At 71.4% G+C, this 25505-nt stretch carries 18 protein-coding genes; 3 read left to right on the top strand and 15 right to left on the bottom strand.

Translation table 11 applies throughout. The annotated features are described in order from the left end of the window. Nucleotides 1–4: 4 nt before the first annotated feature. Entirely contained in the window at nucleotides 5–475 is a 471-nt protein-coding gene (gene rpsG, locus PHY01_RS12910) for a 30S ribosomal protein S7 (protein WP_141278852.1), read from the bottom strand. Then, nucleotides 475–849 (bottom strand): 30S ribosomal protein S12, encoded by a 375-nt coding sequence (gene rpsL / locus PHY01_RS12905; protein ID WP_141278851.1) that lies wholly within the window; start codon nucleotides 847–849, stop codon nucleotides 475–477. The genes rpsG and rpsL overlap by 1 nt, the downstream gene beginning before the upstream one ends. A 465-nt stretch (nucleotides 850–1314) precedes the next feature. Here rpsL and PHY01_RS12900 point away from each other — a divergent pair, with 465 nt between their 5' ends. Further along, a complete protein-coding gene (locus PHY01_RS12900) occupies nucleotides 1315–3642 on the top strand; it encodes an alpha/beta hydrolase fold domain-containing protein (RefSeq protein ID WP_170183787.1) in 2328 nt (775 codons plus the stop codon). 203 nt (nucleotides 3643–3845) lie between these two features. Here the strand turns inward: PHY01_RS12900 and PHY01_RS12895 are convergent, their stop codons facing one another. Then, complete coding sequence (locus PHY01_RS12895; RefSeq protein ID WP_141278850.1) at nucleotides 3846–7760, bottom strand: DNA-directed RNA polymerase subunit beta'; 3915 nt, start codon at nucleotides 7758–7760, stop codon at nucleotides 3846–3848. Nucleotides 7761–7803: 43 nt separating this feature from the next. Then, nucleotides 7804–11334 carry a DNA-directed RNA polymerase subunit beta gene (gene rpoB, locus PHY01_RS12890; RefSeq protein WP_370467342.1) on the bottom strand — a complete coding sequence of 1177 codons (3531 nt, stop codon included), beginning with the start codon at nucleotides 11332–11334 and terminating at the stop codon, nucleotides 7804–7806. A 568-nt stretch (nucleotides 11335–11902) separates the two neighbouring features. Here rpoB and PHY01_RS12885 point away from each other — a divergent pair. Together PHY01_RS12885 and PHY01_RS12880 are read left to right on the top strand one after the other, a co-directional pair. Then, entirely contained in the window at nucleotides 11903–12871 is a 969-nt protein-coding gene (locus tag PHY01_RS12885; RefSeq protein WP_141278849.1) for a cyclase family protein, read from the top strand. After that, a complete protein-coding gene (locus PHY01_RS12880) occupies nucleotides 12868–14523 on the top strand; it encodes a long-chain-fatty-acid--CoA ligase (RefSeq protein ID WP_141278848.1) in 1656 nt (551 codons plus the stop codon). Before PHY01_RS12885 ends, PHY01_RS12880 begins: the two co-directional genes overlap by 4 nt. A 66-nt stretch (nucleotides 14524–14589) precedes the next feature. Here the strand turns inward: PHY01_RS12880 and rplL are convergent, their stop codons facing one another. The 11 genes from rplL to PHY01_RS12825 form a co-directional block, all read right to left on the bottom strand. Then, nucleotides 14590–14979, bottom strand: a complete 390-nt coding sequence (rplL, locus tag PHY01_RS12875) for a 50S ribosomal protein L7/L12 (RefSeq protein WP_141278847.1) — start codon at nucleotides 14977–14979, stop codon at nucleotides 14590–14592. Between the two features lie 54 nt (nucleotides 14980–15033). Continuing rightward, nucleotides 15034–15633: a 50S ribosomal protein L10 gene (gene rplJ / locus PHY01_RS12870; protein WP_141278846.1), complete on the bottom strand. Its 600-nt coding sequence runs from the start codon at nucleotides 15631–15633 to the stop codon at nucleotides 15034–15036. A gap of 266 nt (nucleotides 15634–15899) precedes the next feature. Then, nucleotides 15900–16787 carry a nuclear transport factor 2 family protein gene (locus PHY01_RS12865; RefSeq protein WP_141278845.1) on the bottom strand — a complete coding sequence of 296 codons (888 nt, stop codon included), beginning with the start codon at nucleotides 16785–16787 and terminating at the stop codon, nucleotides 15900–15902. 43 nt (nucleotides 16788–16830) lie between these two features. Beyond that, the gene (locus PHY01_RS12860) at nucleotides 16831–17373 is read right to left on the bottom strand and encodes an Rv1363c family protein (RefSeq protein ID WP_141278844.1); all 543 of its coding nucleotides are present in this window, start codon (nucleotides 17371–17373) and stop codon (nucleotides 16831–16833) included. Between the two features lie 25 nt (nucleotides 17374–17398). Continuing rightward, nucleotides 17399–18634 (bottom strand): MlaD family protein, encoded by a 1236-nt coding sequence (locus PHY01_RS12855; RefSeq protein ID WP_141278843.1) that lies wholly within the window; start codon nucleotides 18632–18634, stop codon nucleotides 17399–17401. Continuing rightward, nucleotides 18631–19929, bottom strand: a complete 1299-nt coding sequence (locus tag PHY01_RS12850) for an MCE family protein (RefSeq protein ID WP_141278842.1) — start codon at nucleotides 19927–19929, stop codon at nucleotides 18631–18633. The genes PHY01_RS12855 and PHY01_RS12850 overlap by 4 nt, the downstream gene beginning before the upstream one ends. Continuing rightward, the gene (locus tag PHY01_RS12845; RefSeq protein ID WP_141278841.1) at nucleotides 19929–21149 is read right to left on the bottom strand and encodes an MCE family protein; all 1221 of its coding nucleotides are present in this window, start codon (nucleotides 21147–21149) and stop codon (nucleotides 19929–19931) included. Before PHY01_RS12845 ends, PHY01_RS12850 begins: the two co-directional genes overlap by 1 nt. Beyond that, the gene (locus tag PHY01_RS12840) at nucleotides 21149–22114 is read right to left on the bottom strand and encodes an MCE family protein (protein ID WP_141278840.1); all 966 of its coding nucleotides are present in this window, start codon (nucleotides 22112–22114) and stop codon (nucleotides 21149–21151) included. Before PHY01_RS12840 ends, PHY01_RS12845 begins: the two co-directional genes overlap by 1 nt. Beyond that, complete coding sequence (locus PHY01_RS12835; RefSeq protein WP_141278839.1) at nucleotides 22114–23250, bottom strand: MCE family protein; 1137 nt, start codon at nucleotides 23248–23250, stop codon at nucleotides 22114–22116. Before PHY01_RS12835 ends, PHY01_RS12840 begins: the two co-directional genes overlap by 1 nt. Then, nucleotides 23247–24668, bottom strand: a complete 1422-nt coding sequence (locus tag PHY01_RS12830; RefSeq protein ID WP_141278838.1) for an MCE family protein — start codon at nucleotides 24666–24668, stop codon at nucleotides 23247–23249. Before PHY01_RS12830 ends, PHY01_RS12835 begins: the two co-directional genes overlap by 4 nt. Then, on the bottom strand, nucleotides 24665–25504 hold the full coding sequence (locus tag PHY01_RS12825; protein ID WP_141278837.1) for an MlaE family ABC transporter permease: 840 nt from the start codon (nucleotides 25502–25504) through the stop codon (nucleotides 24665–24667). Before PHY01_RS12825 ends, PHY01_RS12830 begins: the two co-directional genes overlap by 4 nt. Nucleotide 25505: the final 1 nt, after the last annotated feature.

The raw sequence follows: 25505 nt of genomic DNA, 5'->3' as shown, positions 1-25505 counted from the left end.
TCGGTCACCAGCGGTAGTGGGCGAAGGCCTTGTTGGACTCCGCCATCTTGTGCATGTCCTCGCGCCGCTTGACGGCGGCACCGAGGCCGTTGCTCGCGTCGAGCAGCTCGTTCATGAGCCGCTCGACCATGGTCTTCTCGCGGCGCGCGCCGGCGTAGGACACCAGCCAGCGCAGGCCCAGCGTGGTCTGCCGGACGGCACGGACCTCGACCGGGACCTGGTAGGTGGCGCCACCGACGCGGCGGCTGCGCACCTCCAGGGCGGGCTTGACGTTGTCGAGCGCCCGCTTGAGCGTGACGACGGGGTCGGCGCCGGTCTTCTCGCGCGTGCCCTCGAGCGCGGCGTAGACGATGCGCTCGGCCAGCGAGCGCTTGCCGTCCTGGAGCACCTTGTTCACCAGCTGGGTGACCAGCGGCGAGCTGTAGACCGGGTCGGAGACCAGCGGTCGCTTCGGAGCAGGGCCCTTGCGAGGCATCAGCTCTTCTCCTTCTTCGCGCCGTAGCGGCTGCGAGCCTGCTTGCGGTTCTTGACGCCCTGCGTGTCCAGCGAGCCGCGGACGATCTTGTAGCGGACACCCGGGAGGTCCTTCACGCGGCCGCCGCGGACGAGGACGATCGAGTGCTCCTGGAGGTTGTGGCCCTCACCGGGGATGTAGGCCGTGATCTCCATCTGGCTGGTCAGCTTGACGCGCGCGACCTTGCGAAGCGCCGAGTTCGGCTTCTTCGGGGTGGTCGTGTAGACGCGTGTGCAGACGCCGCGGCGCTGGGGGCTCCCCTTGAGCGCGGCCGTCTTCGTCTTGGTGGCCTTGTCCTGACGGCCCTTGCGGACCAGCTGCTGGATCGTGGGCATGAACCGTCTGCTTCTTCCCGTCGGTGGTGCTGTGCTCTCTGGATGACGTGCCGGGGAGGCCGGTAGCACCGGCCGCCCTCCCCCGAGGTCGGGCGTGTCGCACCTCTGGACACCGTGCACATGAAGTCGGGGAACCTCACCGGGTGGCCATCGGCCCTGCGCGTCGCGGCGCGATCGCGAGCCGGAGCCTGCGATCGACGACCCACGGGCGCGCAGATCGGCCCGACCGAGGTCGAGCGCAAGCACCAAGAGTACCCGCCCCGCCGAGAGGGGGTCAAAACGGGTCCTGGTCAGCGTCTGCCGGTACGGGCAGAGTGCCGCACCGTGCCGCCGGCCGCAAGGGGACTCGCCCGCTCGCCGCGCACGGACACCCGCTCGTCGCACCCGACGTGCCTGGCCCGGGCGTGCGGCGCGTGGCCCCGGCGAGCCGTTCCGCCGGACCCGCGTCTCCGGTTACCGTCCGGTATGCCCCTCCCCCGTGCCGCCGTGCGGCTGCTGACCCGCGGCGTGGTCGCGCCGCTGCTGACCCCGCTGCTGCCGCTGCCGCTCAGCCGCCGGCTGCTCGACGTCACCGGGTACGTCCTGCCCGTGCCCCGGGGCACCCGGCGCACCGCCACCGTGCTCGGCGGTGTGCCTGCGGAGCGGGTCGCCACACCGGGGTCCGACGGCCCGCACCAGGTCCTGTACCTGCACGGCGGCGGGTACAAGACCGGCTCCCCGAGATCACACCGGTCGCTGACCGCCCAGCTCAGCCGGGCCTGCGGCGCACCCGTGCACGTCCCGGACTACCGGCTCGCCCCGGAGCACCCGTTCCCGGCCGCCGTCGACGACGCGGTGGCGGCCTGGCGGGCGCTGCGCGCGGCCGGGCACCGTGCACAACACATCGCGGTGCTCGGGGATTCCGCGGGCGGCGGGCTGGCCATGGCGCTCGCCCTGCGGCTGCGGGCCGCGGGCGAGGAGCTGCCCGGGTCGATCGGGCTGATCTCCCCGTGGCTCGACCTCGACCTGTCCTCGCCGTGGGTGCTCGCCAACTCCGGGCGCGACGCCATGCTCGACGCCGACACGCTGACCCCCGCCGCCGAGGACTACCGGGCCGGTGCCGACGCCTCGGAGCTCGCACCGCTGGCCGCCGACCTGTCCGGGTTCCCCCCGCTGCACGTCGTCGCCGGGGCGGACGAGGTGCTGGTCGGCGACGCCGACGCGCTGGTCGAGCGGGCCCGCGCGGCCGGCGTCCCGGTCTCCTACACCCGCGCGGCCGGGATGTGGCACGCCTACCCCGTGTTCGCCGGCCTGCTCGCCGAGGCCGACGCCGCGGTGGCCGGGCTCGGTGCCGCCGTGCGGCGCGACTGCGCCGCGGACCGCGTGCGCGTCGCCGTCGTCGGTGCGGGTTTCGGGGGCATCGGGCTCGGTGCGGTGCTGAGCGGGTCCGACGTCGCCGACGTGACGATCCTCGACAAGGCCGACGGCGTGGGCGGGGTGTGGCGGGCCAACACCTACCCCGGTGCCGCGTGCGACGTGCCGTCGCACCTCTACTCGTTCTCCTTCGCCCCGGGGCGCGAGTGGACCCGGCGCTTCGCGCCGCAGCCCGACATCCTGCGCTACCTGGAACGCGTCGCGGCCGAGCACCGGCTCGCACCGCGGCTGGGCACCGAGGTCACCGAGGCCCACTGGGACGACGCCCGCGCCACGTGGCGGCTCGACCTCTCCGACGGCGGCTCGCTGGAGGCCGACGTGCTGGTGCCCGCGTGCGGGCAGCTGTCCCGGCCCGCGCGGCCCCGGATCCCCGGGCTCGACACCTTCGCCGGCCCGGTCTTCCACTCCGCGGAGTGGGACCACGACGTCGACCTGCGCGGGAAACGGGTCGCCGTCGTCGGCACCGGGGCCAGCGCCATCCAGTTCGTGCCCGCCATCGTCGACGACGTCGCCTCGATGACGGTCTTCCAGCGCTCCGCGCCCTGGCTGATCCCCAAGCCGGACCGCCCCTACGGCCGCGTGGCCCGCACGCTGCAGCGCGTGCTCCCGGCCGGCCGGCTGCCCGCCCGCGGGTTCTGGACGCTGTTCTTCGAGACCGGCGCGCTGGGCTTCACCCGGTTCCCGCTGCTCACCCCGCCGTTCCGCTGGGCCCACCACGCGATGCTGCGCAGGCAGGTGCCCGACGCCGGGCTGCGCGCGCGGCTGCAGCCCGACTACCCCGTCGGCTGCAAGCGCGTCGGCATCTCCTCGGACTGGTTCCCGGCGCTGGCCCGCCCCCACGTCGATGTCGTCACCGACGCCATCGCCGCCGTGACCCCGACCGGAGTCCGCACCGCGGACGGCACCGAGCACGCGGCCGACGTGATCATCCTGGGCACCGGCTTCGCCACCAGCGACTTCCTGGCGCCGATGAAGATCTTCGGCCCGGGCGGTGTCGAGCTGTCCGAGCGGTGGCGCGACGGCGCGCGGGCGCACCTGGGCATCTCCGTGCCCGGTTTCCCCAACCTGTTCCTGCTCTACGGCCCCAACACCAACGTCGGCTCCGGGTCGATCGTGCACATGCTGGAGAGCCAGATCGCCTACGTGCGGCAGGCGATCGCCGCCGTCGCCGGCGGTGCGGGCCCGCTCAGCGTGCGCCCGGACGTGGAGTCGCGCTTCGACACCGAGATGCAGGACAGGCTGGGCGACAGCGTGTGGACGGGCTGCCAGAGCTGGTACCGCACGGCGAGCGGGCGGATCGTCAACAACTGGCCCGGCCTGATGCGCGAGTACCGCCGCCGCACGGCGCACTTCGACCCTGCGGACTACGAACGCCCCTGAGCCGGGACGGCCAGGACCGGCGGGCGTGGTCGGCGGGCCGCGTGCGCGTGGTTCACCGCCAGGTCCCGCAGAATCCCCGACGCTCTCACCCAACTCGGTGGGGCCAGAGTGCCGTTCGTGCAGGGGCGGAACGCGCGGACGGGGCCGGACACCCCCACGGGAGAGGGGTGGCCGGCCCCGTCCGGGACCCTCCGAGCGGCTACCTAGCGGTAGTCGCGACCGAAGTCGTAGTCGTCCAGCGGCACCGCGGCGCCGGTGCCCGTGCCGAACACGTCGGGGCTGTAGTAGCCGTCGTCGTAGCTCGGCAGCGCGTAGGCGGCCGCGCGGGCCTCCTCCGTGGGCTGGACCTGGATGTCGCGGTAGCGGGCGATGCCCGTACCGGCCGGGATCAGCTTGCCGATGATCACGTTCTCCTTGAGCCCGACGAGCTTGTCGCGCTTCCCGTTGATCGCGGCATCGGTGAGGATCCGGGTGGTCTCCTGGAACGAGGCCGCGGACAGCCACGACTCCGTGGCCAGCGAGGCCTTCGTGATCCCCATCAGGACCGGGCGGCCGGACGCGGGCTCGTTGCCCTCGGCCACGACGCGCCGGTTCTGGGTCTCGAAGTCGGCCCGCTCGGCGAGGGCGCCGGGCAGGAACTCCGTGGACCCCGAGTCGATGATCGTGACCCGGCGCAGCATCTGCCGGATGATCACCTCGATGTGCTTGTCGTGGATGTCCACGCTCTGCGTGCGGTACACCTTCTGCACCTCACGCACGAGGTGCAGCTGCACCTCACGCGGGCCCATGACGCGCAGCACCTCGTGCGGGTCGGCCGTGCCCTCGAGGAGCAGCTGGCCCACGTGCACGTGGTCGCCGTCGGCGAGCGGACGCTCCTGGCCGTCGACGACGGTCATCGCGAGCCACTGCCGCTTCGACAGCTTCTCGTAGACGATCTCCTCGCTGCCGTCGTCCGGCGTGAGGGTGATCTTCCAGAAACGCTCGCCGTCCTCGATGGAGATGCGCCCGTCGACGTCGGCGATCGGGGCCTTGCCCTTGGGGACGCGGGCCTCGAACAGCTCCTGGACACGCGGCAGACCCGTGGTGATGTCGTCGCCCGCCACACCACCGGTGTGGAAGGTACGCATCGTGAGCTGGGTCCCCGGCTCACCGATCGACTGCGCCGCGACGATGCCGACCGCCTCGCCGACGTCGACCAGCTTGCCGGTGGCCATCGAGCGCCCGTAGCACATGGCGCAGATGCCGGTGGCCGACATGCAGGTGAGCGGGCTGCGCACCTTGATCGTCTCGACGCCGGCCGCGACGAGCACGTCGAGTGCCGGGTCGCCGAGGTCGTCGCCCCGGGACACGATCACCGAACCGTCGGGCCCCGTGACGTCCTCGCCCGAGGTGCGGGCGTAGACGGCGGTGCGCAGGTAACGGTGCGGGATCCGCCGGCCGTCGGAGGTCTCCTCGGTGACGGCCATGGAGACACCGCGCTCGGTGCCGCAGTCGACCTCGCGGACGATGACGTCCTGGCTCACGTCCACCAGACGACGGGTCAGGTAGCCCGAGTCGGCGGTACGCAGTGCCGTGTCGGCGAGGCCCTTGCGGGTGCCGTGCGTGGAGATGAAGTACTCCAGGACCGACAGGCCCTCACGGAAGTTGGACTTGATCGGACGGGGGATGTACTCGCCCTTGGGGTTGGCCACCAGACCACGCATGCCGGCGAGCTGCCGGACCTGGGTCATGTTGCCCGCCGCGCCCGACTTGACGATCGTCGGGATCGGGTTGTCCTCGGGGAAGTTGGCCTCCATGGCCCGGGCGACCTCTTCGGAGGCCTGGGTCCAGATCTTGACCATCTCGTCGTTGCGCTCCTGGTGGGACAGGGCCCCACGCAGGTAGCGCTTGTTGACCTGCTCGGCCTTGACCTCGTAGCCGTCGAGGATCTCCTGCTTGTTCGGCGGCACGATGACGTCGGAGACGGCCATCGTGACCCCGGAGCGGGTGGCCCAGTAGAAGCCCGCGTCCTTGAGCCGGTCGAGACACTGCGCGACCTCGGTCATCGAGTACCGCTCGGCCAGGTTGTTGACGATCATCGCCTGGCGCTTCTTCGGCAGGATCTCGTTGACGAAGGGGTAGTCGGCCGGGAGCAGCTCGTTGAACAGCACCCGTCCCAGCGTCGTCTCGGCCAGCCACGGGTCGCCCTCGGTCCAGCCGATGGACTCCGCGATCTCGGCAGGCGGGGTGACCCCGTGCAGCCGGATCTTCATGGGCGCCTGCAGGTGGAGCACCTTGCGGTCGTAGGCCATGATCGCCTCGGCGACCGAGGAGTAGACCCCGCCCTCGCCGTGGGCGCCCTCGCGCAGCCGGCTCAGGTGGTAGATGCCCGTGACCATGTCGAGTCGCGGCATGGCCAGCGGACGCCCGGACGCAGGCGAGAGGATGTTGTTCGACGACAGCATCAGCACGCGCGCCTCGGACTGCGCCTCGGCCGACAGCGGCAGGTGCACCGCCATCTGGTCGCCGTCGAAGTCCGCGTTGAACGCCTCGCAGACCAGCGGGTGCAGCTGGATGGCCTTGCCCTCCACCAGCTGCGGCTCGAAGGCCTGGATGCCCAGGCGGTGCAGGGTCGGTGCGCGGTTGAGCAGCACCGGGTGCTCGGAGATGACCTCCTCGAGCACGTCCCACACCTGCGAGCGGCCACGCTCGACCATGCGCTTCGCGGACTTGATGTTCTGCGCGTGGTTGAGGTCGACCAGCCGCTTCATGACGAACGGCTTGAACAGCTCCAGCGCCATCTGCTTGGGCAGGCCGCACTGGTGCAGCTTGAGCTGCGGGCCGACGACGATGACCGAACGGCCGGAGTAGTCGACGCGCTTGCCGAGCAGGTTCTGGCGGAACCGACCCTGCTTGCCCTTGAGCAGGTCGGACAGCGACTTGAGCGGCCGGTTGCCCGGGCCCGTCACCGGCCGGCCGCGGCGGCCGTTGTCGAACAGCGCGTCGACGGCCTCCTGCAGCATCCGCTTCTCGTTGTTGACGATGATCTCGGGTGCGCCGAGGTCGATCAGTCGCTTGAGGCGGTTGTTGCGGTTGATGACCCGGCGGTACAGGTCGTTCAGGTCGGAGGTCGCGAAGCGGCCACCGTCGAGCTGCACCATCGGGCGCAGGTCCGGCGGGATGACCGGGACGCAGTCGAGCACCATGCCCATCGGCGAGTTGCCGGTGGTCTGGAACGCCGCGACGACCTTGAGGCGCTTGAGGGCGCGGAGCTTCTTCTGCCCCTTGCCGCTGCGGATGGTCTCCCGCAGGTTCTCGGCCTCGGCCGGGATGTCGAAGTTCTGCAGCAGCGTCTGGATCGCCTCGGCGCCCATGGCGCCGGTGAAGTAGTCGCCGTACCGGTCGTAGAGCTCCCGGTAGATCGACTCGTCGGCGATGAGCTGCTGCACGTCGAGCTTGACGAAGGCGGTCCAGATCTCGTCGAGCCGGTCGAGCTCGCGCTGGGCGCGGTCGCGCAGCTGGCGCATCTCGCGCTCGCCACCGTCCTTGACCTTGCGACGGACGTCGCCCTTCGCGCCCTCGGCCTCGAGCTCGGCCAGGTCGGCCTCCAGCTTCTGGGCCCGCTCCTCGAGATCGGTGTCGCGCCGGTTCTCGACCCGCTTGCGCTCCACGCTCATCTCGGTCTCGAGCGTGGACAGGTCGTTGTGGCGCAGCTCCTTGTTGACCGACGTGATCACGTAGGCCGCGAAGTAGATGATCTTCTCGAGGTCCTTGGGCGCCAGGTCGAGCAGGTAGCCCAGCCGGCTCGGCACACCCTTGAAGTACCAGATGTGCGTGACCGGGGCGGCCAGCTCGATGTGCCCCATCCGCTCACGACGCACCTTGGCGCGCGTGACCTCCACGCCGCAGCGCTCGCAGATGATGCCCTTGAACCGGACGCGCTTGTACTTGCCGCAGTAGCACTCCCAGTCCCGGGTCGGGCCGAAGATCTTCTCGCAGAAGAGTCCGTCCTTCTCGGGCTTGAGCGTGCGGTAGTTGATCGTCTCGGGCTTCTTGACCTCGCCGTGGGACCACTCGCGGATGTGCTCCGCGGTGGCCAGACCGATGCGCAGCTCGTCGAAGAAGTTGACGTCGAGCACTATGAGTCCTCAGTCCTTCGTTGTATCGGCTTCGGGCGGGCGGTCAGTTGACGACGTCGTCGACGGTCATCGACTCGGAACCGGGGCGGCTGGACAGGTTGATGCCCAGGTTCGCCGCGGCCCGCTCGAGGTCCTCGTCGTCGGTGTCGCGCATCTCGATCGCCTGCCCGTCGCTGGAGAGCACCTCGACGTTCAGACAGAGCGACTGGAGCTCCTTGAGGAGCACCTTGAACGACTCCGGGATGCCGGGCTCCGGGATGTTCTCGCCCTTGACGATCGCCTCGTAGACCTTCACGCGGCCCGCGACGTCGTCGGACTTGATCGTGAGCAGCTCCTGCAGCGTGTAGGCCGCGCCGTAGGCCTGCATCGCCCAGCACTCCATCTCACCGAAGCGCTGGCCACCGAACTGCGCCTTACCACCGAGGGGCTGCTGCGTGATCATCGAGTACGGGCCGGTGGACCGGGCGTGGATCTTGTCGTCCACCAGGTGCAGCAGCTTCAGGATGTACATGTAGCCCACCGACACCGGGAACGGGAAGGGCTCCCCGGAACGGCCGTCCATCAGCGTGGCCTTGCCGTCGGACTTGACCATCCGCTCGCCGTCACGGTTGGGCAGCGTGCACCCGAGCAGGCCGGTGATCTCGTGCTCCTTGGCGCCGTCGAAGACCGGGGTGGCGGTCTTCGTGCCGGCGGGGGCGGAGTACAGGCTCTCCGGGATCTGCTTGGCCCAGTCGGTGCCCTCGGCGTTCTCGCCCTGCTCGATGTCCCAGCCGGTCTTGGCGATCCACCCGAGGTGGGTCTCCAGGACCTGCCCGATGTTCATCCGTCGCGGCACACCGTGGGTGTTCAGGATGATGTCGATCGGGGTGCCGTCGGGCAGGAAGGGCATGTCCTCGGCGGGCAGGATCTTGCCGATGACGCCCTTGTTGCCGTGCCGGCCGGCGAGCTTGTCGCCGTCCTGGATCTTGCGCTTCTGGGCCACGTAGACGCGGACCAGCTCGTTGACGCCGGGCGCCAGCTCGTCCTCGTCGTCGCGGGAGAAGACCCGGATGCCGATGACCTTGCCGGTCTCGCCGTGGGGCACCTTCAGCGAGGTGTCGCGGACCTCGCGCGCCTTCTCACCGAAGATCGCGCGGAGCAGGCGCTCCTCCGGGGTCAGCTCGGTCTCGCCCTTGGGCGTGACCTTGCCGACCAGGATGTCGCCGGGCTGGACCTCGGCGCCGATCCGGATGATGCCGCGCTCGTCGAGGTCGGCGAGGACCTCCTCGGAGACGTTCGGGATGTCCCGGGTGATCTCCTCGGCGCCCAGCTTGGTGTCGCGGGCGTCGATCTCGTGCTCCTCGATGTGGATCGACGTGAGCACGTCGTCCTGCACCAGGCGCTGCGAGAGGATGATCGCGTCCTCGTAGTTGTGGCCCTCCCACGGCATGATCGCCACGAGCAGGTTCTTCCCCAGGGCCATCTCGCCGTTCTCGGTGCACGGGCCGTCGGCCAGCACCTGCCCGACCTCGACGCGCGCACCCTCCACCACGATGGGCTTCTGGTTGGTGCACGTGCCCTGGTTGCTGCGGCGGAACTTGTGCAGCCGGTAGGTGCGGCGGGTGCCGTCGTCGGCCATCACCGTGATGAAGTCGGCGCACAGCTCCTCGACGACGCCGGCCTTCTCGGCCACGACCACGTCGCCCGCGTCGACCGCGGCACGCAGCTCCATACCGGTGCCGACCAGCGGCGAGTCGGAACGGAGCAGCGGCACCGACTGGCGCTGCATGTTCGCACCCATCAGGGCGCGGTTGGCGTCGTCGTGCTCGAGGAACGGGATCATCGCCGTGGCGACCGAGACCATCTGCCGCGGGGAGACGTCGATGTAGTCGACGCCCGCCGGGGAGATGTAGTCGACCTCGCCGCCCTTGCGGCGCACCAGCACGCGGTCGCCGATGAAGTTGCCGTCCTCGTCGAGCGGCTCGTTGGCCTGCGCGATGACGAAGCGGTCCTCCTCGTCGGCGGTGAGGTAGTCGATCTGGTCGCCGGCCTTGCCGTCCTCGACCTTGCGGTACGGGGACTGGATGAAGCCGAACGGGTTGACCTGCGCGAAGCTCGACAGCGACCCGATCAGGCCGATGTTCGGGCCCTCCGGGGTCTCGATCGGGCACATGCGGCCGTAGTGGCTGGGGTGCACGTCGCGCACCTCGAAGCCGGCGCGCTCGCGGGACAGACCACCCGGGCCCAGCGCGGAGAGGCGACGCTTGTGCGTCAGACCCGCGAGGGGGTTGGTCTGGTCCATGAACTGCGACAGCTGCGACGTGCCGAAGAACTCCTTGATCGCCGCCACGACGGGCCGGATGTTGATCAGGGTCTGCGGCGTGATCGCCTCGACGTCCTGGGTGGTCATCCGCTCGCGGACGACCCGCTCCATGCGCGAGAGGCCGACCCGGATCTGGTTCTGGATCAGCTCGCCCACGGTGCGCAGGCGACGGTTGCCGAAGTGGTCGATGTCGTCGGTCTCGACCGGGATCTCGACGCCCGAGCCCTCCTGGCCCTCGACGGCGTCGGAGATCATCGAGGTCTCCCCGGCGTGCAGCCGGACGAGGTACTCGATGGTGGTGGCGATGTCCTCCTCGGTCAGCGTGCCGACCGGGTTGGGCGTGGACAGGCCGAGCTTCTTGTTGACCTTGTAGCGGCCCACCTTGGCGAGGTCGTAGCGCTTGTCCTTGAAGAACAGGTTCTCCAGGAGCGTCTGCGCGCTCTCCCGGGTGGGGGGTTCGCCGGGGCGCAGCTTGCGGTAGATGTCGAGCAGCGCCTCGTCCTGGCCGGCCGTGTGGTCCTTCTCCAGGGTGGCGAGCATCGTCTCGGAGAAGCCGAAGCGCTTCGAGATCTGCTCGGCGTCCCAGCCCAGCGCCTTGAGCAGCACGGTGACCGGCTGGCGGCGCTTGCGGTCGATACGGACGCCGACGGTGTCGCGCTTGTCGACGTCGAACTCCAGCCACGCACCGCGGCTGGGGATGACCTTCACCGAGTAGACGTCCTTCTCGGTCGTCTTGTCGATGTTGTGGTCGAAGTAGACACCGGGCGAGCGGACCAGCTGAGACACCACGACGCGCTCGGTGCCGTTGATGATGAACGTGCCCTTGGACGTCATCACGGGGAAGTCGCCCATGAAGACCGTCTGGCTCTTGATCTCACCGGTGGTGTTGTTCGTGAACTCCGCGGTGACGAACAGCGGAGCCGCGTAGGTCATGTCCTTGTCCTTGCACTCCTCCTCCGACGCCTTGACCTCGTCGAAACGGGGGTCGGAGAAGGACAGGGACATCGACCCGGAGAAGTCCTCGATCGGCGAGATCTCGGTGAGGATCTCCTCGAGACCCCCCACCGGGTTCTCGTCACCGGCATCGATACGCCGCTGGAACCAGGCCTCGTCCCCGACGAGCCACTCGAACGACTGCGTCTGCAGGTCGAGCAGATCGGGGACCCGGAGCGGCTCGCGGATCTTCGCGAAGGAGACCCGGGTGGGGGCTCCGGGGAGGGCCATGTGGTCCGAGGTGGTCGCGGGGGTCTTGGTGGCGTGCGGCGATGCCAAGATGCGTCCTTCCGGAACTGCGCTCTTCATCTGGCGTGCTGCGGGTTCCACGCGCTACCGTTTCTCATCGTTGCGGTAGGAGCGGGAAGGTCCGAGGCACCCCGTCTGTTGTCAGGGCGCGGCCGCCGACCACCTTCGCGAGCATCTCGGGGTGGACCGCCGGAGCACGTTCTCCTCGGCAGGGACCTCGATGCGCGCGCGAAGCTGGACGGAGGCAGCGCAAAGAGGCAGTCTAGCTGCAAATGCAGCCGCTGTCGAGACAGGTCCCCAAGGGAACCATCGAGACCTAAGAGTGACCTGACAGGCGCACCGAGTCAAGACGCTACGCGTCGGTAAGTGGTCCCTTCTGCGGGACGACCGGCAGATCGGGCCCGGTGATCGCGCCCGACGGGCGGCCCCGGCCGGGGCTCGTCCCGTCGCGGCGACCGCCGACGGCGGCGCGGGGGCGCGCCCCGGTCCGCCCGCGCCCGCCCGCTGGGACGGCGAACGGCTTCCGTTTGACAGTCTGTGACGGGCGACACCACGATCGCGAAGGTCCACTCTGCTGTCGACCTTCTTGGAGACGACGATGTCCGACGCCCCCGCCATGCGCGACCTGCTGGGTGCCGACGCCCCCTCCAACTGGGGCAAGTGGGGGCCCGACGACGAGCTCGGCGCGCTCAACTATCTCGACGCCGGGGAGGTGCTGCGCGGTGTGCAGCACGTGAAGTCGGGCGAGACCTTCACCCTGCAGATCCAGATGGGCCGCCAGGACGGGCCGGGCGACCCGCTGTGGCCCGGCCGCGAGGGCATCCAGCGCCAGAACGTCATGGACGAGTCCACCTGGGACGGCGAGGGCGCCCCGGCGTTCCCCGGCGGCCTGCACTACGCCGACGACACCGCGCTGATCTTCCTGCAGGGCTCCACGCAGTACGACGCGCTGGGCCACGTCTGGTACGACGGCAAGCTCTGGAACGGCTACGACGCCCGCAGCACCGTCGGCGGCATGCAGAAGGCCTCGGTGCTGCCGATCGCGGAGAAGGGCGTCGTCGGGCGCGGCGTCCTCATCGACATGGCGCGCCACCGCGGCAAGCAGTGGCTCGACAAGGGCGAGACGTTCACCCACGAGGACCTCGAGGCCGCCGCCGCCGCGCAGGGCGTCACGATCGAGCCGCACGACGTGCTGTGCGTCCGGACCGGGTTCATGAAGTACTGGTACGAGCTCAACGACAAGGAGTCGTTCTACGACGGGTTCAACGAGCCCGGCCTGACGTATTCGCGCGAGCTCGTCGAGTGGTTCCAGACCCGCGAGATCCCCAACCTCGTCACCGACACCATCGCCAACGAGGTGACCTACGAGCCGGAGACCGGCGTCGCGCTGCCGCTGCACAACGCGCTGATGCGCAACCTGGGCGTCACGCTGACCGAGATCGCCTGGTTCGAGGATCTCGCCGACGCCTGCGCCGCCGACGGACGGTGGAGCTTCCTCTACGTCGCCGCGCCGCTCAAGGTCGTCAACGGGACGGGGGCCCCGGTGAACCCGATCGTGATCCGATGACCGGCGCCTACCACGCGAAGCCGTGGCTGGCCCGGTACGCCCCGGGCCAGCCGGCGTCGATCACGCCGGAGTTCGACAGCGCGCTGGAGATGTTCCGGGCCGCGGTGGCGCGCGACCCCGACGGGGAGATCATCCGCTACTTCGACGGCCGCATCACCCTGCGCGAGCTCGACGCGCTGACCGACGCGTTCGCCGCCGGGATCGTCGACGCCGGGTTCGCGCCGGGTGAGCGCCTGGCGGTCTACCTGCAGAACGTGCCGCAGTTCCTCATCGCGCAGATCGGTTGCTGGAAGGCCGGCGGCATCGCCGTGTCGATCAACCCGATGAACAAGGAGCGCGAGCTCACCGAACTGCTCACCGACTCCGGGTCGACGGTGCTGGTGTGTCTGGAGAGCCTGTACCGCGACGTGGCGGCGGCCGTCGTCCCGGGCACCGCGGTCCGCCAGGTGATCACCACCTCGGAGCTGGAGTACCAGACCCGCGACGACCCGCGGATCTTCACCGGGGTCGAGCGGATCGCCTGCGAGGGCACCGTCGACATGGCCGGGCTGCTGGAGCGTTTCGCGGGCCAGGCACCGCCCGCGGTCACCCTCGGCCCGGACGACATCGCGTTCCTGACCTACACCTCCGGCACGACGGGCCCGCCCAAGGGGGCGATGACCACCCACCGCAACGTGGTGTTCAACGCCCAGACCTACCGCGAGTGGGTGGGCCTGAGCAGCGACGACGTCGTGCTCGGCGTCGCCCCGCTGTTCCACATCACCGGCCTGATCGCGCACATCGCGATCTCGCTGCTGATCGGGGCGCCGCTGGTGCTGATGTACCGGCTCGACCCGGCGGTGACGATCGAGACGATCCGCGACGAGCGGGCCACCTTCACCGTCGGCTCGATCACGGTGTTCATCGCGCTGATGAACTCCCCCGCGGCCGAGAAGGACGCGCTGGCGTCGCTGACCAAGATCCTCTCCGGTGGGGCGCCGATCCCGCCGTCCACCGTGAAGGCCTTCGCCGCGACGTTCGAGCACTACATCCACAACGTCTACGGCCTCACCGAGACGACGTCGCCCAGCCACGGCACGCCGTTCGGCACCGAGGGGCCCGTCGACGAGGCGTCCGGCGCGCTGTCGGTCGGCGTGCCGGTCTACGACACCGTGGTCCAGATCGTCGACGACGAGGGCAACGACCTGCCGGTCGGGGAGATCGGCGAGCTGGTGACCACCGGCCCGCAGGTCGTCGCCGGGTACTGGAACAAGCCGGAGGAGACCGCGAAGGCGCTGCCCGGCGGTTCCCTGCACACCGGCGACGTCGGGTACATGGACGCCGACGGCTGGTTCTACATCGTCGACCGCAAGAAGGACCAGATCAACGCGGGCGGCTACAAGGTGTGGCCGCGCGAGGTCGAGGACGTGCTCTACGAGCACGAGGCGGTGCGCGAGGCCGCCGTCGTCGGGGTGCCCGACGAGTACCGGGGCGAGAGCGTCAAGGCGTTCGTCAGCCTGCGTCCGGGCAAGCAGGTCTCCGAGGCCGACCTCATCGCGTTCGCCAGGGAGCGGATGGCGGCCTACAAGTACCCGCGGTCGATCGAGTTCCTCGACGAGATCCCCAAGACGGTCACCGGCAAGCTGCTGCGCCGCGAGCTGCGCGGGCGGTGACACGCGACAGGGGCGGCACCCGGTCCGGGTGCCGCCCCTGTCGTGCGTGCGGTGGTGACGCGGTGATCAGGCCAGGCTGACCTTCGCGCCGGCCTCCTCGAGCTTGGCCTTGGCGGCGTCGGCCGCGGCCTTGTCGACGCCCTCGAGGATCGGCTTCGGGGCCGACTCGACGAGGTCCTTGGCCTCCTTGAGGCCCAGGCCGGAGACGAGCTCGCGGACGACCTTGATGACCTGGATCTTCTTGTCACCGGCGGCGTCGAGGACGACGTTGAACTCGTCCTTCTCCTCCTCGGCGGGCGCGGCGGCACCACCGGCGGCGGGGCCGGCGGCGACGGCGACCGGGGCGGCCGCGGTGACGTCGAAGGTCTCCTCGAACTTCTTCACGAACTCCGACAGCTCGATGAGGGTGAGGTCCTTGAAGGCCTCGAGCAGCTCGTCGGTGGACAGCTTCGCCATGGTGGCGGTCCTTTCTCAGGGGTGCAGCACAGATGCGGCAGGTGGGGGTGGAGCTCAGCTCTCGGCGTCGGCCGGAGCCTCGGTGGTGGCGTCCTCGGCGGCGGGGGCCTCGGCGGCCGGGGCCGCAGCCTCGCCACCCTCCTCCGCGCGCTTGTCGGCGAGTGCCTGGGCGAGGCGCGCGACCTGGGACGCCGGAGCGGCGAACAGGCCGGCGGCCTTGGACAGGTTGGCCTTCATCGCGCCGGCCAGCTTGGCCAGGAGGACCTCACGGGACTCCAGGTCGGCGAGCGAGGCGACCTCGGCGACGGTCAGAGCGCGACCGTCCATGTAGCCGCCCTTGATGACCAGGGCCTTGTTGTCCTTGGCGAAGTCGCGGATGGCCTTGGCGGCCTCCGACGGCTCGCCGTTGATGAACGCGATGGCCGTGGGGCCGACCAGCAGCGACTCGATGCCGTCGACGCCGGCATCCTCCGCCGCCCGCTTCACCAGGGTGTTCTTGGCGACGCGGTAGGTGGTGCCGGTGCCCAGAGCGCGGCGCAGCGCGATCAGCTGGGTCATGCTGAGGCCGCGGTACTCGGTGACGACCGAGGCGGACGCGCCCCGGAAGCGGCTGGCGATCTCTTCGACCGCAGCGACCTTGTCGGGTCGAGCCATTCCCTGCCTCCTCTCGGGTAGTCGTCGGTGTTGTGACCCACCGGCGACTGCCCCTGGAGACGCGGAACGCCCCGGCGCAGGAGCGCACGGGGCGTGGGGGCGCACGTCGGCGCCCGGAGCTGCCTCGTCCTCCTGCGCGGGCCGCCCGCTCCTGGCGGGGCCTTCGTACGCCCCTGGACGAGCGGGCGCAGACCTGCGGTCTTCGGTGGAACCGAGGACGATGCTACGCCCCCGCGCCGGGGCCCGGCGCGGGGGGTGTCAGCAGGTCAGCGGCTCTCCACCCCGGCGATGAGCCAGCGGCCGTCGACGCGCTCGCCGGTGACGGTGAGCCGGCCCGCCGCGGCGACCTGCTCGGCGTTGGCCGCGGTGGTGGCCTGCTGGTCCATGAACGCGACGAGCACCGCGCGGTCGCCGTCGATCGACTGCACCGCCGACACCGTGACGACCGCGGAGACGACGGCCTGCTGCTGCGGGGCGAGCTCGCGGACCTGGGCGAACAGCCGGTCGAACTCCGGGGCGAAGCCCTCGGTGATGACGCCGCGGGCGCCGCGCTCGTTCTCGTCGAGGCGGGCGAAGTCGTAGGAGTAGAGCAGCTCCAGCGCGTCGCCGAGCTGGCTCTGGACCTCGGAGGTGGCGGCGAGGTCGGTCAGCGCGGTGTTGGCCGCGGCCGGGGTGCCCCGCAGGCTCGCGGTGGCGATGCCGAAGAACGCCGACAGCGCGACGAGCACCACCAGCGCCGCGGCGAGCACGGGCACGGTGCGCAGCCGGGCGAGCAGCGCGGCGGCCCGGCCGGGGGTGTCGGCGGTGGGTGCGGGCCGCTCGCGGCGCGGCGCGCGGCGGCCGCGCGGGACGGCGCCCTCGGCCGCCCGTTCCGGGGCGTCCCCGTCGAGGTCGGCGGGGGCCGGCTCGACGGGTTCGGCGGGATCCGCGACGTCGGGGTCGGCCGTCACCGGCGAGACCGGACCGGCGTCGGGGTCGACGACGCCCGGTTCGGTGCGCCCACGGGCCCTGGCCGGCGCGGCGGCCCGGGGCGGACGGACGCCCGTGAGGGTGGGGCCCTCGCCGTCGGTCTCGGGGCGGGTCGCGGGCGCGGTGCCCGCGACCTTGGGACGGCGGGTGGCGGGGCTGGGGCTCATGCGGCGGCGTGCGGGCATCTGTCGCACCTCCTGCTCGGGGCGGGGACGGGTGGGGGGCCGGTCAGCGGACGACGTCGGCCCGGCTGGCCTTCCAGCCCGCTTCGGTGCGGGTCATCTCGATCTGCAGGCGCTGCCGCAGCAGCACCGGGTCCTCGCCGGGGACGGTGACCTGCACGTCCACCCCGACGACCACACGCGCCAGTCCGGAGCGCAGGTCGAGCTCGGCGACGGCGGCGTCGGTGACCGAGGCGGCGGTGCTGCGGCCGGACTCGGTGACCAGCCCGGCGTACTCGGCCCGGTTGGCGCGGAACTCCTCGAGCAGCCCGCCGGTGGACGACTGCTCCCACAGGTCGAGCCCGGGCTCCACGTCGGTGGAGTCGAGGGTGTTGAGGTTGATCGCGGCCTGCCGGGCGTCGACGAGCACGACGTCGCGCTGCCGGGCGAGATCCAGCGAGTCGTCGGTGACCGTGAACGCCCACAGCGCGCCGAGCACCAGAGCGAGGAGCGCCGCCCCGGCGACGAGCACCGTGAGCAGCCGGACCGGGTCGCGGCGGGGCGCGGCGTCCGGCCCGGGACCGGTGTCGCGCTCGTCGAGCTGGGTCATGCGCCCTCCAAAGGGGGAACGCGGCCTAGGGGAGCAGGCCGGTGAGGATCTGCGCCGGGCTGGTCAGCGGGGTCTGCGAACCGACCGGTGCCGCGCCGGCGAACACGCCGCCCTCGGGCGGCCCGACCGGTGCGTCCTTCGGCGGAGTGGGGGTCTCCGCCCGGGGGACATTCTGCGCCCCGCGCACGGAGATGGGGCTGCCGGGGGGTTCCGCACAGTAGGCGTCGGCGTTCGCGGGGGTGTCCGCGATGTCGATACCGCTGCGCCGTTCGGTGCCCTCGTAACCCTGCGTGCAGGGGTAGGGGTCGAACAGGTTGACGGCCAGGCCGAGGTGCGCGGTGCCGTCGCCGGGGGCCACGGTGTAGCCCACGGAGGCGAAGGCCGGGTAGGTCACCAGCAGCTGCCGGATGCCGGCCTGCCGGGGCTCGGCGACGCGGGCGACGGTGAGCAGGTCCGAGAGCAGCACCGACAGCCCGTTGCCGCTCTCCCGCAGCAGCCCGGTGATCTGCTCGGAGGCCTGCGGGGCGGTCTCCAGCAGGCGCCGCAGGTCGGGGTCGGAGGTCGCGAGCTGGTCGGCCAGCAGCGCCAGGTCGGCACTGAAGTTCTGGAACGACCCGGACACCTCGTTCTGCGTGGTGAGCACGGTGCGCCCGTCGCGCAGCAGGTCCAGCGTCTGCGGGAGGGCCTCGACGGCGTCCTCGCTGAAGGCGTCGGTGGTCGACAGGATCCGCTGCAGCGGCCCGGCCGTGCCCTCGAACGCGGTGCCCAGCTCGGACACGACGGTCTGCAGCGACTCCAGCGGCACCGAGCGCGCCAGGTCGTCGACGCCGACGACGAGCTCCTCGACCGGCACCGGGACCGTGGTGCGGTCGACCGGGATGACCGAGCCGCCCTCCAGCAGCGGCCCGCCGTCGGAGGCGGGCTGCAGGTCGACGTACTGCTCGCCGATCGCGGACAGGTTGCGGACCGCCGCGTCGACGTCGGCGGGGATGTCCGGGGCGCTGCGCTCGACGTCGAGCCGCACGTCGACGCCGTCGGCCGTCAGCGTCAGCGGCCCCACCCGTCCGACGGACACGCCGCGGTAGGTGACGTCGGCACCGGTGAAGATGCCGCCGGAGTCGGCCAGGCGCATCGTCACGGGGTAGGTCGTGGTGCCGACGACGTCGCCGAAGCCCGCGTACCGGAAGCCGGTGTACCCGACGCCGATGACGGTGAGCAGCAGGAACGCCACCAGCTGGATCCTCGTCGACCGGGTGATCATCGTCCGCCTCCCAGGAGGCCGCCGAGCAGGCCGCCGCCGCGTTGCTCGGCCTCCTGCTGTTCGAGTTCGGTCGGTTGCCCCGGCTCGGGGGCCCGGGTGGAGCCCTCGGGTGCGCGGTCGGGCAGCGGCTGCACCTGGCCGGGCAGGATCGGGACGGCCTCGCCCAGCAGCGGGAACTCCTGCAGGCCCTGCAGCGCGCCGGTCGGGCCGAGCAGGGGCCCGAGCAGCTGGCCGGTGGGCGGCAGCGCGGCGAGCGGGCTGTCCGGGCCCAGCAGCGGCTGGTTGGACCGCGTCAGGTTCGCCAGCACCGACCCCAGGTCCAGATCGACCGTGGCGTAGAGGTTGGCGTAGTCGCCCGCGAAGGCGGCCTCGCCCGCGTCGGTGAACGGCGGGGTGAACAGCAGCTGCAGCGACTCGGGCAGGTCGGCGCCGGACTCCGCGAGCTTCTGCAGGACCGGGCGCAGCAGCTCCAGGTCGGCCAGGAGGTCGTCGCGGCTGCGGTTGATCACGTCGGTGCCGACGGCGGAGAGCCGGTCGAGCGCCTGCAGCATGTCGACGAGCTGGGCGCGCTGGTCCTCCAGCTCGGTGAGCCCGGGCTCCAGGTCGTCGAGGGCGACCTCGATCTGCCCGCGGCGGTCGGCCAGCGTGATGCCCAGCCGGTTGATCTCGTCGAGCGCGCGGGTGATCTCGGTCTTCCGCTCGTCGAGCGCGCCGACGAGGGTGTCCACGTCGTCGAGCAGCGCCCGGATCTCCGGCTCGTTGCCCTCCAGCGCGAGGTTCAGCTCGTTCGCGATGGTGCGGATCTGCGCGACGCCGCCGCCGTTGAGCAGCATCGACAGCGCGCCGAGCACCTCCTCGACCTCGGCGGCCCGGCCGGAGCGCTCCAGCGGGATCACGGCGCCGTCGGTGAGCGTGCCGGAGCCCGCCCCGTCGGCGGGCGCGCCCAGCTCGACGAACTTCTCCCCCAGCAGGCTCGTCGTGCGCACCCGGGCCGAGGCGTCGGAGGGCAGCTCGACGTCGTCGTTGACCAGCATCGTCACCATCGCGGTCCAGCGGTCGCTGACCGTGATGGAGGTGACGGTGCCGACCGGCACGTCGTCGACGGTCACCAGCGACTGGGGCACCAGGTCGACGACGTCGGTGAACTCGGCGGTCACCTCGAACGGGGTCTCACCGAGGTCGGCACCACCGGGGAGGGTGACGCCGCGCAGGCCGTCGGACAGCAGGCCGCAGCCGGTCGTGACCATCGTCGCGGCCGTCAGCACGGCGGCCAGCCGCAGCGTCCGTGCGGTCATCACTCACCATCCAGGGGACGGGCGGGCTGGGCCGCGGCCGGGCCGGCCGGAGCGGTGGGCAGGGCCAGACCGGGGACCGGTGGCACCTCGCCCGCCTGCAGCGAGGTGATCACCTCGGCCGCGGACGGCAGGGGGAGCGCCTCCAGCGGGCCGAGCGCCTCGCAGGCGTCGGCGACACCCACCGGCAGTTCCGCCAGCGCCTCGGGCGTGCCCCGCTCGAGGAGCTCGCAGATCAGCACGAGCGGCGGCAACGTCAGCTCGTTGATGTTGGCCCGGGTGTCGAGGGTGCCCGAGGAGCCGTTGTAGGCGTTCGCGAGGTTGCTCAGCGCGTTGGGGGCGGTGTCGAGGGTCTCGGCCAGCGCCCGCTGCTGGCCGACCAGCACGCCGGTGACCTCGGTGAGCCGGTCGACGTTGGACGCCAGGATCTCCCGGTTGTCGCGGACGAACACCGCGACCTCGCCGAGGGCGATCGACAGCTCGCGCAGGGCGTCGCCGAGGTCGCCGCGCTCGTCGGCCAGGAAGGCGGCGACGTCCTCCAGGCGGGTGTTGAACTCCCGGACCTCGGCGTCGTTCGCCGCGATCACCGCGACGAACCGCTGCAGCTCGGTGACCGTGCCGAACAGCTCCTCGCGGGAGTCGGCCAGCGTGCCGGACAGCTCGCCGAGGTCGGTGATCGTGTCGTTGAGGGCCTGGCCGTTGCCGCCCAGGTTGGCGGCGCCGACGTCGAGCACCCGGGACAGCGACCCGTCGGCGTTGACGCCGTTCGGGCCGAGCGCGTCGGTGAGGTCGGTGGCGGTGCGGGCCAGGTCGTCGACGTCGAGCGGGACCGCGGTGCGCTCCACCGGGATCACCGCCCCGTCGACGAGCTCGGGCCCGCCCGAGTAGGTGGGCGTGAGCTGCACGTACCGGCCGGTGACCAGGCTCGGCGAGATCACCACGGCCCGCGCGTCGGCCGGGAGCCGCAGGTCGGGGTCGTCGATCGTCATCTCGACGCGGACCCGCGTGCCCTCGGGGATCACGCGGTCGATCGAGCCGACGTCGACGCCGAGCACCCGCACCGAGTTGTCCTCGAACACCGCGGTGGCCGAGGTGAAGTAGGCGACGACCGAGCGGCCCGGCGGGCGGGCGATGACGACGAACGCCGTCGCCAGCAGCACCGCGATGACCGCGACCAGGCCGACCAGCTGGAACTGCCGGCGGTCGGTTGCGTTGAGCGCCATCAGCAGCCGCCTTCGTTGATCGGACCGAGCGGCGGGAGCACGAGACCGCAGATGTAGTTGTCGAACCAGCGGCCGTTGCCTACCGCGTTGCTGAACAGGCGGGTGAACACCGCCTGCCGCTCCAGGGCCAGGTCGAGGTTGTCGCGGTTGCGCTGCAGGATCTCCGCGACCCCGTCGAGCGCCTCCAGGGTGGGCGTGAGCTGCTCCTGGTTGTCGGCGACCAGGCCGCGCAGCTGCACCGACAGCGCGCGGGTGCCGTCGAGCAGGGCGCTGATCGCGTCCTTGCGGCGCTGGATCTCCGCGAGCAGCAGGTTGCCGTCGCGCAGCAGCCGCTCGAACTCCGGCGCCCGGTCGGCGAGCACCCCGGACAGGTTCTGCGTACCGGCGAGCAGCCTGCGGATCTCCTCGTCGCGGCTCGCGATGGTCTGCGAGAGCCGGGACAGGCCGTCGAGCGCGCCGCGGACCTCGGGCGCGGTGCCGGAGAACGTCTCCGACAGCGTGTCCAGGCTGGTGGCGAGCTGGTCGGTGTCGAGGCCGTCGATGGTGCTCGACAGGCCGTTGAACGCCTCGACGACGTCGAACGGGGACGCGGTGCGCTCGAGCGGGATGACCGCGTCGGAGGCGAGCTCGGCGTCGCCCTGCGGGTCGAGCTCCAGGTACTTCGCGCCGAGCAGCGTCTTGACCTCGATCGACGCCGTCGTGCGGTCGCCGACCCAGGCGTCCTTGACGTCGAAGGTGACCAGCACGCGGTCGCCCGCCAGCTCGACGGACTCCACGCGGCCCGCCTCGACGCCGGCGACGGTGACCAGGTCACCGGACTGGAGCCCGGCGGCCTCGCTGAACTCGGCGCGGTGGATCTCCCCGCGGGTGACCGCGGCCGGGACGGTGAACGCCGCGACCAGGATCCCGATGATGACCGCGATGCCGATCAGGGCGACGGGGACGGGTCCGCGCTTCTCGGGCATCAGTTCTCCCCCAGCAGCGGGATGGCGGGCAGGTCCGGCGACGAGGGCAGAGCGGGCAGCGGACCGCCGAGCAGGGTGGTGTCGCCCTCCCCGCTGCCGGCCGGGTCGGCCCCGCAGCGCGCCTGGGTGTTGGTGTAGGCGTCGAACTGGAAGGACGGGACGAACGGCGTGAGCCCGACCGTGCCGCTGGCCTGGCAGAGATAGAAGTTGAACCAGCTGCCGTAGCTGCCCGCGCGGGTGATCGTGTTGAGCTTGCCGGGCCAGTTGACCAGGAAGCTCTCCAGCGCGGGCTCGCTCGCGTTGAGGTTGTCGGACAGGTCGCCGAGCGCGGCGATGTCGTCGCGCAGGGCGGGCCTGCCCTCCTCGACGAGGTCGGCCGTCACCTGCGTGAGGTCGCCGATGGAGGCCAGCGCCTCGCCGATCGGCTCGCGGTCCTCCGAGAGCCCCGACACCAGCTCCTGCAGCGAGATCACCAGGGCCGACAGCTCCTCGTCGCGCTGGTTGACGGTGTCGAGCACGAGGTTGAGGTTGTCGATGACCTGGCCGATGACGGCGTCGCGGTCGGCGATCTCGTTGGTCAGCGACGCGGTGCTCGCGAGCAGGCTGCGGATCGTGCCGCCCTGGCCCTGCAGCACCTCGATGATCTCGAAGGACAGCTTGTTGACCTGCTCGGCGTCCAGCGCGGCGAACAGCGGCTTGAAGCCGTTGAACAGCGTGGTCAGGTTCAGCGGGCCGCGGGTGCGCTCCAGCGGGATGGTGTCGCCCTCGGCGAGCATCGCCCCGGTCGGGCCGGAGCCCTGCGTCAGGCCGAGGTAGCGCTGGCCGACGAGGTTCTTGTAGTTGATCGCCGCCGACACCGAGGCGGGCAGGTTCTGCGCCTCGTCGACGGTGAAGGAGACCTCGGCGAAGCGACGGTCGACGATCCGCACGGCCTCGACGGCGCCGACGACGACACCGGCGATGCGCACGTCGTCGCCGACCAGCAGGCCCGCGGCGTCGTCGAACCGCGCGCTGTAGGTCGCGCGCTCCCCACCGGAGCCGTTGGCGATGGTCACGCCGAGCACGGTGGTGGCCAGCGCGACGACGACGGCCAGGGCCAGGAACTTCAGCAGGGGCGCGAGCGGCAGGTTCCTCACGTCAACGTCACCTCGGACCCGCGGTAGAGCGGGCCGACCATCATCGAGCTCCAGCTCGGGACGGCCGCCGGGTCGCCACCGTCCTGGGCCGCGACCAGCTCGGCGACCAGCGCCTGCTCGCCGGGCGAGTTGGGCAGGCCCATGCCGTCGTAGGCGATGGCCTCGATGGGCAGTTCCGGCAGCCCCGGTAGCCCCGGCAGTGCCGGGCCCTCGGGTGCCTCGCCGCGGGCGCTCGACCCGTCCTCGCAGGTGTAGGAGGCGTCGCCGGTGCCGAAGGTGTCGCCGCCGAGGTCGTCGACGTCCCCGCGGGGGGAGTCGGCGGGCGGGGGCGGGGCCAGCGAGCCGTCGCAGAACGGCCCGTCCGGCGGCTCCTGCGGACCGAGCGGGAGGATCGGGTAGCAGCGCGGGCCGCGGTCGTCGAGGTACTCGGGCTCGTCCTGGTTCGGGACGTACTTGCCCTTGTTGTTGACGATCTCGACCGTCACGTAGACGCCGGGGCGGCCGTTGTTCGCGCCGTAGACCTCGTCCAGGCGCGGGATGAGGCCGTTGAGCTGCTCGAAGAAGCAGGGGAACTCCGGCGAGTAGCGCGCGAGGCTCTCCAGCGTCGGCCGCGAGGCCGCGGACAGCGAGATGATGTTCTCGCCGTTGCGGTCGAGGAAGCCGCGCAGGTCGTCCGACGCCGTGGTGACGCCGCCGATCAGCGCGCGGAGCTGGTCGCGCTGCTCCACCACCGTCCGGCTGGTCACCGTGAAGTCCTCCAGCGCGTCGAGCAGGTCGGGGGCGGCGGAGTCGAGGTTGCGCGCGAAGTCGGCGAGCTGGGTGATGTCCTCCTGCAGGTCCGGGATGCCCGGGCGCAGGCCGCCGGTGAGCTCCTGGAGCCGCACGAGGGTGTCGCCGAGCCGCTCGCCGCGACCCGCCAGCGCCTGCGACAGCGCGCCGAGGGTCGTCGCGAGGTCGTCCGGGGAGACGGCCTGCAGCAGCGGGAGCAGCCCGTCGAGCGCGGCGTCGATCTCGCGGGCGGTCTCGCTGCGGTCCATCGGGATGACGTCGCCCGCCGCGATCGTCGTTCCCCCGCCGCCGTTCTCGGGGGCGACGAGCGAGACGTACTTCTCGCCGAACAGCGTCTTGGGCAGCAGCCGGGCGGAGACCCCGGCGGGGATCAGCTCGACCATGTCCGGTTCGAGCGAGAGCTCCACCTGCGCGCCCGAGCCGGTGGTGCTGATCTGCGAGACGGTGCCGACGATCAGCCCGCGGACCTTGACGTCGGAGCGCTCGGTGAGCTGGTTGCCCGCGCGGTCGACCTCGAGGGTGACCGGGACGCCGCGCTCGAACACGCCGCGGTAGTCGGCGACGGCCAGCCCGAGCAGGGACGCGATGACCAGGACGAACGCGAGGCCCTGGAGTCGACGCTTGATCATCCGGCCACCCGCACCGAGGTCTCCGTCCCGTAGATCACGAGGGTGAGGAAGAAGTCGAGGATCGCCGTCGAGACGATCGACAGCCGGACCGACCGGCCCACCGCGATCCCCACGCCCGCGGGCCCGCCCTTCGCCGTGTAGCCGTAGTGGCAGTGGATCAGGATGATCACCAGCGCGAAGACGATGACCTTGAGGTAGGAGTACAGGACGTCGCTGACCGGCAGGAACAGGTCGAAGTAGTGGTCGTACGTGCCACCCGGCAGCCCGTTGATCAGCGTGACGTTGAGCCGGGAGGACAGGAAGCTGGCGAGCAGGCCGATCGTGTAGATCGGGATGATCGCGATCGTCCCGGCGATCACGCGGGTGGTCACCAGGAACGGCACCGACGGCACCGCCATGACCTCCAGCGCGTCGACCTCCTCGGAGATCCGCATCGCGCCGAGCTGCGCCGTGAAGCCCGCGCCGAGGGTGGCCGTCAGCGCCGCGGCGGCGACCAGCGGCGCGATGTCGCGGGTGTTGAAGTACGCGGTGATGAACCCGGTGAGGGCCTCGACGCCGAGCGAGTCGAGCGCACGGAAGCCCTGCAGGCCGACCAGCGAGCCGACGAACAGCGACAGCGACAGCATCACGCCGGCCGTGCCCAGGATGACGATGAGCGCCCCGGAGCCGAAGCTCACCTCGGCGAGCAGCCGCGCGATCTCCGAGCGGTACCGGCGCAGGGTGCGCGGGATCCAGCCGATCGCGCGGCCGTAGAGGGACAGCTGGTCGCCGAACTCGTCGAGCTGGTCCAGCGGGCCGCGGACGAGGCTGCGGGCCCGGGTCGTGAGGGTCGCCATG

The organism is Pseudonocardia hydrocarbonoxydans, assembly GCF_006539565.1.
Lineage (GTDB): Bacteria > Actinomycetota > Actinomycetes > Mycobacteriales > Pseudonocardiaceae > Pseudonocardia > Pseudonocardia hydrocarbonoxydans.
This window is presented reverse-complemented; position numbering and strand designations above follow the sequence as displayed.